The organism is Paeniglutamicibacter sp. ZC-3 (assembly GCF_025847175.2).
Lineage (GTDB): Bacteria > Actinomycetota > Actinomycetes > Actinomycetales > Micrococcaceae > Paeniglutamicibacter > Paeniglutamicibacter sulfureus.
In genome coordinates this window covers 183,814-197,815 of the sequence record NZ_JAOYTG010000003.1, presented here as the reverse complement: position 1 = coordinate 197,815, position 14,002 = coordinate 183,814, and the positions used below count along the sequence as shown (strand labels likewise).

Genomic DNA, 14,002 nt, shown 5'->3' with positions numbered 1-14,002 from the left:
CAACCGCAACCCACACCCACAGAGAAGGACACCTCAGCCATGGAGAACATCCGGTACACCGCCGCCGGTCCGCACCGCGGGCCAGGACGGCGGGCGCTGCTCGCCGGCGGCACCGGGCTGCTGGGCCTGCTGGTGGTCGGGGCCGCGGCCACCACCACGGTGCCGCGGCCCGGGGCGGCCGGCAGCGTTCCCGCGGGGCCGGCCGGCGCCCTGCGGCTGGGGTTCTTCGCCAACCTGACGCACGCGCCGGCGCTGGTGGGCACCGCCAAGGGGTTCTTCGCCGCGCAGCTCGAGGGATCCGGAACGCAGCTGGCCACCAGCGTGTTCGGGGCCGGTCCGGCGGCCGTCGAGGCGCTGAATGCCGGGGCCATCGACGCCGCCTACCTGGGGCCGAACCCCGCCATCGCCGCCTTCGCCGCCAGCGGCGGGCAGGGGGTGCGCGTGCTGGCCGGGGCCGCAGCCGGAGGCGCACAACTGGTGGTCCGCGCATCGTTGGCCAACGCCGCGGCGCTGCGCGGCACGACCTTGGCCACCCCGCAGCTGGGAGGCACCCAGGACGTCGCGCTGCGGACCTGGCTCGCCACCCAGGGACTGGAAACCGACCTGGCCGGCGGGGACGTGGGCATCACCCCGACGGCCAACGCCCAGACCCTCGAACTGTTCCGCGCCGGAAAGATCGACGGGGCGTGGCTGCCCGAACCCTGGGCCTCCCGGCTGGTGCTGGAGGCCGGGGCGAAGGTGCTCGTCGACGAGGCCGAACTGTGGGACGGTGCCGACACCGGTGCGCCGGGGCTGTTCCCGACCACGGTGCTCGCGGTGTCCCCGGACTTCGCAACCCGCCACCCGGACACCGTCGACGCGTTGCTGCAAGGCCACCTGGCCGCCCTTGACTGGATCAACACCGCCAGGGAAACCGACGTGCTGGCCACCTTGAACGCCCGGATCGCCGAGACCGCCGGCGCCGCTTTGGCTCCCGCCGTGATCAAGCGCGCGCTGGGAAAACTCAGCTTCACCGCCGACCCGCTGGCAGGGGCCTACCCGCGCCTGCTGGGCAACGCTGTCGCAGCGGGCCTCGCCGAACCGGCGTCCCTGGACGGGCTCATCGACAGCACCCACCTGGCGCGGGCACGTGCCGCAACATCGACCGGGACGGAGGCGGGTGCATGAGCATCGTCATCGAGAACCTGTCCAAGGACTACGGCGCGGCCCCCGTGCTCTCCTCGATCACCACCACGATCGCCGACGGGGAGTTCGTGGCGATCCTCGGTGCCTCGGGGTGTGGGAAGTCCACGCTGCTGAACGTCATCGCCGGGCTTGAACCGCCCTCCGCCGGCTCCGTGAGCGTCCCGGCGGGAGGCGCGGCGTTCATGTTCCAGGACGCTGCCCTGCTGCCCTGGCTCACTGCCCGGGCCAACATCGAACTCGCCCTGGAGCTGCGCGGGGTGCCGCGCGCCGAGCGCCGGGAACGCGCGGGGGAGCTGCTGAGGCTGGTCCACCTGGGCGATGCCGGGGCCAAGCGCCCGCACGAGCTCTCCGGGGGCATGCGCCAGCGCGCCTCGCTGGCCCGCGCGCTGGGGCAGGACCGCCCGGTGCTGCTGATGGACGAACCGTTCGCCGCGCTCGATGCAATCACCCGGGACCTTTTGCACGAGGAACTTGAGCGGATCTGGCGCGCCCACCGGCGCACAGTGGTGTTCGTGACCCACAACGTCCGCGAGGCCGTGCGGCTGGGCCAGCGGGTCCTGCTGCTCTCCTCCCGGCCCGGACGGGTCGCCGCGCAATGGGAGATCCCCGAGCACGTCCGCACCGATCCGGCCGCGCAGGCCGCCCTGACCCGCGACATCACGCAGAGGCTACGCGAGGAGATCCGCCACCATGCCCACTAGCATCACTTCCGCCACTGCCATCGCCCGCGAACGCGCCGCTGCGCGCGCCGCGGAACCGGCACCGCCCGAGGACATCGACGGTCCGGGCGGCGCCGGTGGCCCGGGCGGCGCCGATGGTCCGGGCGGCGCCGACAGCCTCGGCGAAATCGAGGCCGGCCTGGACAGGTTGCAGGACTCCGCCGCCGCCTCGCGGCCCGCCGTCGGCCGGATCCTGCTGCCGCTGGGCACCCTCGCTGGCCTGCTAAGCCTGTGGCAGCTGGCTGCTTGGTTCGGCTCCCCGCGCACCGACCTCTTCCCCGGCCCGCTCGATGTGCTGGGCACCGCCGGGCAGCTCGCCGCCGACGGACGGCTGGCCGAGGCGGTGTTCACCTCGCTGCAGCGCGGGGTGCTCGGCTTCCTGCTGGCCCTGGCCATCGGGACGCCGCTGGGGCTGCTGCTCTCGGCCTCCTCGACTCTGCGCCGCGGCCTGGGCCCGCTGGTCTCCGGACTGCAGGTGCTGCCCAGTGTCGCCTGGGTGCCCGCCGCCATCATCTGGTTCGGGCTCACCGACGCCACCGTCTTCTTCGTGGTGCTGATGGGCGCCACCCCCTCGATCGTCAACGGGTTCCTCTCGGGCGTCGATACGGTCCCGCCGCAATACCGCCGGCTGGGCACCGTGCTGGGGGCCAGTCGCACCCAACAGCTGCTGCGGATCGTGCTGCCGGCTGCCCTGCCCGGCTACGTGGCCGGGCTCAAGCAGGGCTGGGCCTTTTCCTGGCGCTCGCTGATGGCCGCCGAGATCATCGCCGTCGGCGGGTCCATCGGCTTCGGCCTGGGTTCGCTGCTGCAACAGGGCCGCGACCTGTCGCAGATGGCCGTGGTCGTCGCCGCGATCCTGGCGATCCTGGCCGTCGGCATCGCCGTTGAGCTGCTGGTCTTCGCCCCGCTGGAGCGCCGCCTGCTGCGCCGCCGGGGCCTGGCTCCCGGAGCCGGGCGATGACCGGCCCGATGAGCCACCCGATGAAGCACCCGAACCAACCCGCCACCTTCAACCACCCCGAGGAGCCGAGCATGAACCCATCGACGATGAACCAGACAAGTGCACCCGGCGAGGCACCCATCCACCCGCTGGCCCTGCGCCTGGCCGGCAAGGACGTGCTCTGCGTCGGGGCCGGCGCCGTGGCCGAACGCCGTGTCAACCAGCTGCTCGAGGCCGGCGCCCGGGTCACCGTCATCGCCCCCGAGGCCACCGATTCGATCGCCGAGGCAGCGGCCGCCGGCACCCTCGCTTGGCTGCGCCGCGGCTACCGGACCGGGGACCTGGCGGGCATGTGGCTCGCCCACACCGCCACCGGGAACCCGGCGCTCGACGCACAGGTGGGGGCCGATGCCGAGGCCCAACGGACTTGGTGCGTCAACGCCTCGGACCACGTCGCCTCCAGCGCCTGGACCCCCGCCGTCACGCGGAGCCCGGAAGGGATAACCGTCGCGGTGACCGCCGGCGGGGACCCGCGCCGCGCCGCCGGGCTGCGCAACGCCATCGCGCTGGCCGCCGACACCGGATTGCTGCCGCTGCGCCGCCGCCGGGCCGGGACCGGCTCGGTGTCCCTGGTGGGCGGAGGCCCGGGGGACCCGGGGCTGATCACCGTCGCCGGGCGCCGGCTGCTGGCAGCCGCCGACGTGGTGGTTGCCGACCGGCTGGGCCCGCGCGCACTGCTGGAGGAGCTGGATCCGTCGGTGCGGATCATCGAGGTCGGCAAGGCCCCCGGGGACCACCTGGCCTCGCAGCAGGAGATCAACGCGGTGCTGGTGCGCGAGGCACGCGCCGGGAACCGGGTGGTGCGGCTCAAGGGCGGTGATCCGTTCGTCCTGGGCCGCGGCGGCGAGGAAGCGGCCCACTGCCGCGAAAACGGCGTCGAAGTTTCCGTTGTCCCAGGTGTCACCAGCGCCATCTCGGTGCCGGCCGCCGCCGGGATCCCGGTCACCCACCGCGGCGTGGCCACCGGATTTTCGATGGCCACCGGGCACGAGGAACTGTCCGAGCTGCCGGCCCGCGCCGACCACACCCTGGTCCTGCTGATGGGCGTGGCCCGGCTGGCCAGCAACACCGCGACCCTGCTGGGCCGCGGGCTGCCCGCCGACACACCCGTCGCCATCATCGAGCGCGGCTGGTGCCCCGACCAACGCATCACCATCGACCGGCTGGATTCCATCGCGGCCACCGCCGAAGGAATCGGGGTTGCAAACCCCGCGGTGATCGTCATCGGCGACGTGGTGCGGATCAGCCCGCACGCGGCCGGCCGGCTTGCCCCGGTCGCCAACACCCGGACTCGCGCCCGCCAACCGCAGCCCGTCGGCTAGGACCTTTCCCGCACACCCCCCAGAACACCAGCCCCCCATTGCCACTTAGGAGAACCAATGACCGAGAAGAACACGCCCGCGCCGGCCGCCGTCCCCGCGGCCTTCGCCGCACGCCCACTGCGCGTCGCCATCATCGGGGCCGGCCCGGCCGGCGTCTATGCCGCCGACATCCTCACCAAGGCGGAGCGCGACTTCGAGGTAGCCATCGACCTCTTCGACCGCTACCCGGCACCCTACGGGCTCATCCGCTACGGCGTCGCCCCCGACCACCCGCGCATCAAGGGCATCGTCAAGGCCCTGCACAAGGTGCTTGACCGCGGGGACATCCGCTTCTTCGGCAACGTCGACTACGGCACGGACCTGGACCTGGAGGAGCTGCGGGTGCATTACGACGCGGTCATCTTCGCCACCGGCGCCATCAACGACGCCGACCTGAACATCCCGGGCATCGAACTACAGGGCTCGCACGGGGCCGCGGACTTCGTCTCCTGGTTCGACGGGCACCCCGACGTGCCGCGCACATGGCCGCTCGCGGCCACCGAAATCGCGGTCATCGGCAACGGAAACGTGGCACTGGACGTCGCCCGGATGCTCTCCAAGCACGCGGAGGACCTTTTGGTCACCGAGATCCCGGACAACGTGTACGAGGGGTTGCGTGCCTCCCCGGTCACCGACGTGCACGTCTTCGGCCGCCGCGGCCCCGCCCAGGTCAAGTTCACCCCGCTGGAGCTGCGCGAGCTGAGCCACAGCCGCGACGTGGACATCGTGCTCTACCCCGAGGACTTCGAGTTCGACGAGGCCTCGGACGCGCTGATCAAGTCCAACAACCAGGTCAAGACCATGGTAGGCACCCTCACCAACTGGCTCATCGAGCAGGAAGAGCGCGAGGAACGCGGGGAGGCCGGGGAGCGCGCCAGCCGGAGGCTGCACCTGCACTTCCTGCATTCCCCCGTTGAGATCGCCGGGGCGGACGGCAAGGTCGAGGGCATCAGGTTCGAGCGCCAGGAGCTCGACGGGACCGGCCAGGCGCGGGGGACCGGCGAGCTCGTCGACTACCCGGTGCAGGCCGTTTACCGGGCCGTCGGCTACTTCGGATCCGCGCTGCAGGACGTCGAGTACGACGGACGCACCGGCACCATCCCCAACGACGGCGGCAAGGTCCTGGACGGCAGCGGCACCCAGGTGCCCGGGCTCTACGCGACCGGCTGGATCAAGCGCGGCCCGGTCGGGCTCATCGGCCACACCAAGGGCGACGCCGCAGAGACCATCGCCCACCTGCTGGCCGACCTCGCCGGGTTGCCGCTGGCCACGAACCCCGCCCCGGATGCCGTGACCGGCCTGCTGGATTCCAAGGGCGTCGAGTACACCAGCTGGGAAGGCTGGCTGGCATTGGATGCCCACGAACAGGCGCTCGGCGCGGCCGCCGCCCCGGCCCCCACCCGAGAGGGGCCGGTGCCGCGCGAACGCGTCAAGGTCGTCGAGCGCGCGCAAATGGCCGCGGTCTCGCGTACGGCTGACGAAGCGGCCCGCTCCCGCGCCTGAGGCGGACGAAACCCCGGCCTGGCGGGCGTGCGGTGCCACACCCACGCCGCCCGGCCGGGGTTTTGCGTTCCCAGGGCTGGGCGGCACTGGGGAACTTCCCGCCCGGAACCCAGGTCTTCGTCTTCCGCGGGGGAGCGGCAACGTGGTTCGGCACGCAATTGCTGGGCATGGCCATCACCATCTTCACGTTGGGGATCTGCTACCCGTTTGCGGTGGTGTTGGTGGAGCGCTGGCGGGCCAAGAACACCTTCCTGTTGGGCCGGCCGCTGCGGTTCGTTGGCACCGGGTGGGGAATCTTCGGGTTGTGGATCAAGTGGTTCCTGCTGATCCTCATCACCCTGGGCATCTATTCGTTCTGGGTGTACCCGCGACTGACCGCGTGGAAGATCGAAAACACCGTCTTGGACTAGCCTCCGGCGCACCTTGCCCGCGGGCAGTCTGCCGCTCCGGACGGCAGGCGGATCAGGCCGCCGCTCAGGCCGCTCGCTCGGCTTGGGCGGCGGGGTGGAAGATCCAATTGCGCCGCGGCAGCTGCAGCGGGTCCCGGGATTTGGGCAGGATCACGTGCGGGTGCCCGTCGATCATCTCGATCCGGAATTTACCGCTGTGGTACGCCTGGTGGCACATCGGGCAGAGCAAACAGCCTCGTGAGACATTGGTCAGCCCCCCTTGGTTCCATTCGTCGAGGTGGTGGGCCTCGCATCGGCCGATCCTCATGGTGCACCCAGGGTTGATGCATCCCTTGTCGCGCACGGCGATGGCCCGGCGCTGGGCGCGGTTGAAGTATCTTCGGCTGCGGCCGAGTTCCAGCGGAACCCCGTCACCGTTGAGGATGATCGGGGTGATCCCCGCGTTGCAGGCCAGGCGCCGGCAACTGGCCGCCGAGATGTCTTCGCCGCGGTCACTGACCCCCGCCGCCTCGAGCTGGCCCAGGAAGGTCTTCAGGTCGATGGTGACGTTCAGGGTGACGTTCGGTGCCAGCGGCATCTGCCCCTCCCCGACGCGCCCGTTCTCGGACCCGGGCTCGAGGGGGCTGGTGGCGATGCGCACCGAATCGAGGATGAGCTGGTGCAAGCGGCGGGCCCGCTGCCGGGTGAGCGCCTGTTCGACGGTTTCCCCGGGGCGCAATTCCATCCCCGGGTCCAGCTCCGGCGCCACACCGAGATCGGTGAATCCGGCAAGGGGACGTGCTTCCGGCGGTGTGCCGGGATCCACGGCCCAGTCGGGGATCGGCGGACCCGCCTCCTTCGTCGGCGCGGGAGCGGTGCCGGCCTTGGTCTTGGGGCTGTTGAGGATGTCCGCGGCGGTGGCCAGCAGTTCGTGGCCCTCGGCCGTGGTGATGACCTTGTACTCGTAGCCCTTGCGCGTATGGCCCAGGAAGTGCGCGCCGATGAACAGCTCCTCGATGTCTTCGCGACGGGCTGCGGCATCTGCGTCAAGGCGTTTGGCCTGGTCCTTGAGCAACTTCGCGGTGCCCTGGGCATTGCGGGTGCGGGCCGCTTCGGCCAGTTCCGCTTCCAGCCGCCGGGCCGTGGCCGCCCCGTCGCCGCCGGGTGCCAGGTCCGGGGCCAGGTGCTCGAACTTCTTGGCCAGCGTGGCCACGGCCTTGGGGTCGGCGGCGGCATCGGTGAGCACCCGGCCCAGCAGGGGGAACTTCGCGGGGACTTCCATGCCGTTGAACCCGGTGTGCGGCAGCAGGTTTTCGGCGCTTTGCACCCGGTGCTGCGCTTGGAAGTGCGTGAGATTCAGCCGGGCCGCCAGGAAGTCGGCGTCGTCGCGGTACAGCGGCGTGCGCCCGGGCTTGGCAGGAACATCGCCCGGCAGCGCGGGGCCGGTGGCGAAGGCGGCGGGGTCCGCCAGCAATCCGTTGAGCGTTGCCAGCGGCTCCTCGGCGATGGTGTGCACCTGGGCATCCCCGGCGCAGGATGCGGCCAGCAGCTGGCCGTACCCTGCCTGCCGGTAGAAGTCCTCGGCGAGCTTCACGAAGGCGGCGGCCCGGACCGGGGACGCACCGATGCCCGACGCCGCCTGGTCCAGGGCCAGGCGCAGCACCGGAACCAGCACCGCGAGCACGCGCAACGCCTCGCCCCGGGCACCGGCGGCGGTCGCCGGGCCTTCCAGGGTGTCGGTCGGGCCCGGCAGCGCCGCCTTGACGGCGTCCAGGACCTCCGCAACGAGTGTTGGCGTGTTGGTCATGGTCCCAGCATGGACCCCGCCGGGGCACCGTGGGGCGCAATGCGCGGATCTGTGGATAACGGTGGTCGGCGACCGGAACCGGAGGGATTGAGCGCCGGGAGCCCGGGCGCGCTAGACTGGTGGCACTACGACGTCGACCCGGCAATCACCGGCGAGTCCTTGGAAGAACGGTGAACGCCCGGCATGCCGGGGAGACACCTGGTAGAACCAAGCGGGTAAGCCCGTCACAGCAGTCAACGAGCGGCCAGGAACGGTCCGGGAACACCCCGGGGCGAACCGGGCAAGCGGGGTGGTACCGCGAGGTGGAGTGACCAATTGCTCCGCCATCGTCCCTGTGTTGGAGAACGCCTAAGCGCACACGCGCCTTCGATCACCAGGACTGCCGCAGATGACCAGCTACCCCAAGGCTTCGACCGACCCGCATGGCACAACGCCATCCTCTCCCCGCTTCCCGGAGATCGAGGAACGGGTCCTTTCCTACTGGAAGAACGATGAGACCTTCCAGGCCTCCATCGACGCCCGCGATGCCGGTGTCGACGGGGCCAACGAGTTCGTCTTCTACGACGGCCCGCCCTTCGCCAACGGCCTGCCGCACTATGGGCACCTGCTCACCGGGTACGTCAAGGACCTGGTCGCCCGCTACCAGACGCAGCGCGGCTCGCGCGTGGAGCGCCGCTTCGGCTGGGACACCCACGGGCTGCCGGCCGAGCTCGAGGCCATGAAGCAGCTGGGCATGAGCGACAAGGCGCAGATCGAGGCCATGGGCATCGACAAGTTCAACGACGCCTGCCGCAGCTCGGTGATGAAGTACGCCGGCGAGTGGCAGGACTACGTCACCCGCCAGGCACGCTGGGTCGACTTCGAGAACGACTACAAGACGCTGAACGTCGAGTACATGGAATCGGTCATCTGGGCCTTCAAGCAGCTTTCCGAGAAGGGCCTGACCTACAAGGGCTTCCGCGTGCTGCCGTATTGCTGGAAGGACGAGACCCCGCTGTCCAACCACGAGCTGCGCATGGACGACGACGTGTACAAGGACCGCCAGGACCAAACCGTCACCGTTTCCTTCCCGCTGCTCGCCGGCGACACGGAAATCTCCCGGGATCTCGCCGGAGTGCAGGCCCTGGCCTGGACCACCACCCCCTGGACGCTGCCGACCAACATGGCCCTGGCCGTGGGCCCCGACGTCGTCTACGTCGTGGTGCCCGCCGGCGAAAACGGCGTGAAGGCCTCGGCGGCAACCGGCAGCTTCCTGCTGGCCGAGGACCTGCTCGGCTCGTACGCCAAGGACCTGGGCTACGCGGACGCCGCCGCGGCAGCCGCCGCAATCACCGCCCGCCACTCCGGAAAGGACCTGGCCGGGATCAGGTACGCGCCGCTGTGGGACACGTTCGCCGACGCGGAGACCTGGGGCACGGCCAACGCCTGGCAGCTGCTGGTCGCCGACTACGTCACCACCACCGACGGCACCGGCATCGTCCACCAGGCCCCCGCCTACGGCGAGGAGGACCAGAAGATCTGCGAGTCCGCCGGCATCCCGGTGATCCTCTCCATCGACGAGGGCGCGAAGTTCCTGCCGGTGTTCAAGTCCGGCCCGCTGGCCGGCATCGTGGGCGTGCAGGTGTTCGAGGCCAACAAGGCCATCACCAACGTGCTCAAGGACGACGCGCGCCTGATAAAGCAGGCCTCCTACGTGCACTCCTACCCGCACTGCTGGCGCTGCCGCACCCCGCTGATCTACCGCGCCATCTCCTCCTGGTACGTCCAGGTCACCGCGGTGAAGGACCGGATGCTGGAGCTGAACCAGCAGATCAACTGGATCCCGGAGAACGTGAAGGACGGCCAGTTCGGCAAGTGGCTGGCCAACGCGCGGGACTGGTCGATCAGCCGCAACCGCTACTGGGGATCCCCGATCCCGGTGTGGGAATGCGACGGCGCCGAGTGCACCCACAGCGAGGTCCACGGCTCCCTGGAAGAGATCAAGGCGGCCTTCGGGCGCCTGCCGCTGAACAACGAGGGGCAGCCTGATTTGCACCGCCCGTTCATCGACGATCTGGTTCGCGAGCACGAGGGCTGCGCCGACAACGGCACGCTGCGCCGCGTGGAAGACGTGCTGGATGTCTGGTTCGACTCCGGGTCGATGCCCTACGCCCAGGCGCACTACCCGTTCGAGAACAAGGAGTGGTTCGACACCCACCACCCGGCGGACTTCATCGTCGAGTACATCGGGCAGACCCGCGGCTGGTTCTACACCATGCACGTGCTCTCCACCGCGCTCTTTGACCGTCCCGCCTACAAGAACGTGATCAGCCACGGCATCGTGCTGGGCAGCGACGGGCAGAAGATGTCCAAGTCGCTGAAGAACTACCCGGACGTCAACGAGGTGCTGGACCGCGACGGCTCCGACGCGATGCGCTGGTTCCTGATGGCCTCACCGATCCTGCGCGGCGGCAACCTGGTCGTCACCGAACAGGGCATCCGCGAGGGCGTGCGCCAGGTCCTGCTGCCGATGTGGAACGTCTGGCACTTCTTCTCCCTGTACACCAACGCGGCCAACGGCGGCGCGGGCTACGAGGCGAAGATCGCCCACAGCTCCGAGGATCCGCTGGATGCGTACATGCTCGCTGCCACCGGCGACCTGGTCCGCGAGGTCACCAAGTCGCTGGATGCCTACGACATCTCCGAGGCCGCCGAGCAGATCCGTCGCTACATGGACACGCTGACCAACTGGTACGTGCGCCGGTCCCGCCAGCGCTTCTTCGACGAGGACACCCGGGCCTTTGACACCCTGTACACCGCACTGGAGACCCTGACCCGCGTCGCGGCCCCGCTGCTGCCGCTGGCGGCCGAGGAAATCTGGCGCGGGCTCACCGGCGGGCGCTCGGTGCACCTGGCCGACTGGCCCGACGCGGAGCTGTTCGTCCGCAACGATGATCTGGTCGCCGCGATGGAGACCACCCGCAAGATCGCCTCGGTCGGCTCCTCGCTGCGCAAGGCCGCGAACCTGCGCGTGCGCCTGCCGCTGGCCGGCATGAGCGTCGCGGTGCCGGGCGCCGCCGCGCTCGAAGGCACCTTCGCCGGCATCATCAAGGACGAGCTGAACCTGCGCTCGCTCACGCTCATCGACGCCGCCGACGCCAACGCCGCCGAGTACGGCATCAGCCAGCGCCTGGTCGTCAACGCGCGCGCCGCGGGCCCGCGCCTGGGCAAGAACGTGCAGGTGGCCATCAAGGGCGCCAAGTCCGGGGACTGGTCGGTGGACGACGACGGAACCGTCACCGCCGGGGGACTGGGCCTGGAGGAACACGAGTACACGCTCGAAACCGTCGTGGAGGCCTCCGAAGGCGAAAACTCCATCGCCGCGGCCGTGCTGCCCGGCGGCGGCTTCCTGGTGCTCGACACGCAAGTCACCCCGGAACTCGCGGCGGAGGGAACGGCACGGGACATGATCCGCGCCATCCAGTCCGCCCGCAAGGACGCCGACCTGCTGGTCGGGGACCGCATCCGCACCGAGATCACCGCCGACGCCGCCACCGTGGCGGCGCTGCACGCCAACGCCGAGCTCATCAAGGGCGAAACGCTCAGCCTCGGGCTCGTCCTGGTGACCGCATCCGACGGGGAAGCCCCCGTGGTCAGCGTCGAAACCGTGGCCGCGGCCGAAGCCGCCGAGAACGAAATGGGACCCAACACATGAGCAACACCTTTGACAGGTTCTCCGTGGAGAGCGTGTACGCCGAGCTTTTGGCGCGCGCCCCGGAAAACAAGATCGAGCCGCGCATGGAGCCCATGCGCCGGGCCATGGAGATCCTGGGGGAGCCGAACAAGGCCTTCCCGATCATCCACGTCACCGGCACCAACGGGAAGACCTCCACGGCGCGGATGATCGAGTCCCTGCTGCGCGCCCACGACCTGCGCACCGGGCGCTACTCCTCCCCGCACCTTAATTCGGTCACCGAGCGCATCGCGATCGACGGCGAATCGGTGGACGATGCGACCTTCGTGCGGATCTGGGACGAGATCCGCCCCTACCTGCAGATCGTCGACGACGAGCTCACCGCCAAGGGCGAAAACCGGCTGACGTACTTCGAGGCCGTCACCATCCTGGGCTTCGCGATCTTCGCCGACACCCCGGTGGACGTGGCGATCATCGAGGTGGGCCTGGGCGGCATCACCGACGCCACCAACGTGGGCGACGGGCAGGTCTCCGTGGTGACCCCGATCTCACTTGACCACACCGACCTGCTGGGCGACACCGTCGAGCTGATCGCCACCGAGAAGGCGGGCATCATCAAGCCCGGCGGCTTCCTGGTCTCCTCCGCGCAACCGGCAGCCGCCGCCCAGGTGCTGCTGGAGAAGGCCCGCGAACTCGAAACGCCCTACCGCTTCGAGGGCGTGGAGTTCGGCGTCGAGCACCGCACGGTCGCCGTCGGCGGCCAGCAGCTGGACATCCAGGGCCTGGCCGGGCGCTACCCGGGCATCCTGCTGCCGCTGCACGGCGAGCACCAGGCGCAGAACGCCGCCGTCGCCCTGGCCGCGGTGGAGGCATTCATCGGGGGCGGGGAAACCGCGCTGAACCACGATTTGGTGATGGAGGGCTTCGGTGCCGCCACCAGCCCCGGGCGCCTGGAAGTCATCCGCAAGGCCCCGACCGTGCTGCTGGACGCCGGGCACAACCCCGACGGCATCCGCGCCTCCGCGGCCGCGGTGAAGGAGTCCTTCGGCTTCACCAAGCTGGTGCTGGTCATCGGGATCCTGGCCGAGAAGGACGCACCGGCCATGCTCGCGCAGCTGCGCGAGTCCTATCTGGACCTCACCGAGGACATCTGCATCACCCAGTCCAATTCCCCGCGCGCCATCCCCGCCGGGGAACTGGCGGGAATGGCGCTGGAGGCCGGGTTCAACGAGGAGGACCTCTTCGTCACCGAGCGCCTGGACGACGCCCTGGAATGGGCGGTGGGACGCTCCGAGGCCGGCGAGGACTTCGGCGGCGGCGTGCTGGTGACCGGGTCCATCACCTTGGTGGGCGAGGCCCGCATGCTGCTGGGAGGGGAGTAGGAACATGGCGAAAATGACCAAGGCGCAACGCGAATGGCGCCCGGGACAGCCCAAGAAGCCCCGCTCGACCCGTGTGATGTTCGCCTCCACCGTGCTGACGCTCGAGGCGTTCCTGGCGATCTTCGTCGCACTCACACTCTTCGGGCTCAAGCGCGCTGAATGGTCACCGGCACTGGTGCTCGGCGCCGGTGCCGCGGTCGCGCTGGTGTGCCTGCTCACCTGCGCGCTGCTCAAGAAACCGCTGGGATTCGCCATCGGCTGGGCGCTGCAGCTGCTGTTCATCTTTACCGGGTTCCTGCTGACTTCGATGTTCTTCATCGGGGCCGCGTTCGCCCTGACCTGGTGGTACGCAGTCACCAAGGGCAGGGCCATGGACCTGGAGACGGCCCGCCGCGCCCGCGAGCAGGCCGCCTGGGATGCGGCGCACCCGCAGGAAGGTCCCGGCGCGGAGCCGGCCCAACCGTAGAATCATTACCGACGACAACTTGCACCACCACGACAAAAGGAGCCGCACCCATGGCCATTGAACGCACCCTGATCCTCATCAAGCCCGACGGCGTCAAGCGCCAGCTGACCGGCCAGATCCTTTCCCGCATCGAGGCCAAGGGCTACGTGATCGCCGAGCTCAAGCAGGTGGCCGCAACCCGCGAACTGCTCGAGGCACACTACGAGGAGCACGTGGGCAAGCCGTTCTACGAGCCGCTGGTCGAGTTCATGCTCTCCGGCCCCTTGGTGGCGGTCATCGCCGAGGGCCACAACGTGATCCCCGGCTTCCGCTCGCTGGCCGGCACCACCGACCCGACCACCGCCGCCCCGGGCACCATCCGCGGCGACCTGGGCCGCGACTGGGGCCTGAAGGTCCAGCAGAACCTGGTCCACGGTTCGGACTCGGTCGAATCCGCCACCCGCGAAATCGGCATCTGGTTCTCCTAACCTCCGGACCACCCCCCAAGCCGCACGAAAGAGGGCCCGTCGTTTCCACG

General features: G+C 70.1%; 11 protein-coding genes. 10 read left to right on the top strand and 1 reads right to left on the bottom strand.

The window, feature by feature from the left end; translation table 11 throughout:
• Positions 1-39: 39 nt before the first annotated feature.
• The 6 genes from OIU93_RS05500 (at position 40) to OIU93_RS05475 (ending at position 6,178) form a co-directional block, all read left to right on the top strand.
• On the top strand, positions 40-1,167 hold the full coding sequence (locus OIU93_RS05500) for an ABC transporter substrate-binding protein (RefSeq protein WP_264269079.1): 1,128 nt from the start codon (positions 40-42) through the stop codon (positions 1,165-1,167).
• Positions 1,164-1,886, top strand: coding sequence for an ABC transporter ATP-binding protein (locus OIU93_RS05495; RefSeq protein WP_264269078.1), 723 nt, complete (start codon positions 1,164-1,166; stop codon positions 1,884-1,886). Before OIU93_RS05500 ends, OIU93_RS05495 begins: the two co-directional genes overlap by 4 nt.
• On the top strand, positions 1,876-2,865 hold the full coding sequence (locus OIU93_RS05490) for an ABC transporter permease (protein WP_264269077.1): 990 nt from the start codon (positions 1,876-1,878) through the stop codon (positions 2,863-2,865). The genes OIU93_RS05495 and OIU93_RS05490 overlap by 11 nt, the downstream gene beginning before the upstream one ends.
• A 71-nt stretch (positions 2,866-2,936) precedes the next feature.
• Positions 2,937-4,226: a uroporphyrinogen-III C-methyltransferase gene (cobA, locus tag OIU93_RS05485; RefSeq protein WP_264269076.1), complete on the top strand. Its 1,290-nt coding sequence runs from the start codon at positions 2,937-2,939 to the stop codon at positions 4,224-4,226.
• Positions 4,227-4,283: 57 nt separating this feature from the next.
• Entirely contained in the window at positions 4,284-5,768 is a 1,485-nt protein-coding gene (locus tag OIU93_RS05480) for an FAD-dependent oxidoreductase (protein WP_264269075.1), read from the top strand.
• Positions 5,769-5,800: 32 nt separating this feature from the next.
• Positions 5,801-6,178, top strand: a complete 378-nt coding sequence (locus OIU93_RS05475) for a YjgN family protein (protein WP_264269074.1) — start codon at positions 5,801-5,803, stop codon at positions 6,176-6,178.
• Between the two features lie 64 nt (positions 6,179-6,242).
• Here the strand turns inward: OIU93_RS05475 and OIU93_RS05470 are convergent, their stop codons facing one another.
• Positions 6,243-7,964, bottom strand: a complete 1,722-nt coding sequence (locus OIU93_RS05470; protein WP_264269073.1) for an HNH endonuclease signature motif containing protein — start codon at positions 7,962-7,964, stop codon at positions 6,243-6,245.
• Positions 7,965-8,352: 388 nt separating this feature from the next.
• Here OIU93_RS05470 and ileS point away from each other — a divergent pair, with 388 nt between their 5' ends.
• From ileS to ndk, 4 genes are read left to right on the top strand one after another with little or no spacing between them, the layout of a single operon-like run.
• Complete coding sequence (ileS, locus tag OIU93_RS05465; RefSeq protein ID WP_264269072.1) at positions 8,353-11,658, top strand: isoleucine--tRNA ligase; 3,306 nt, start codon at positions 8,353-8,355, stop codon at positions 11,656-11,658.
• Entirely contained in the window at positions 11,655-13,019 is a 1,365-nt protein-coding gene (locus OIU93_RS05460) for a folylpolyglutamate synthase/dihydrofolate synthase family protein (RefSeq protein WP_264269071.1), read from the top strand. Before ileS ends, OIU93_RS05460 begins: the two co-directional genes overlap by 4 nt.
• Positions 13,020-13,023: 4 nt before the next feature.
• On the top strand, positions 13,024-13,485 hold the full coding sequence (locus OIU93_RS05455; protein WP_264269070.1) for a DUF4233 domain-containing protein: 462 nt from the start codon (positions 13,024-13,026) through the stop codon (positions 13,483-13,485).
• 50 nt (positions 13,486-13,535) lie between these two features.
• Positions 13,536-13,952, top strand: a complete 417-nt coding sequence (gene ndk / locus OIU93_RS05450; protein WP_264269069.1) for a nucleoside-diphosphate kinase — start codon at positions 13,536-13,538, stop codon at positions 13,950-13,952.
• Positions 13,953-14,002 lie beyond the last annotated feature (50 nt).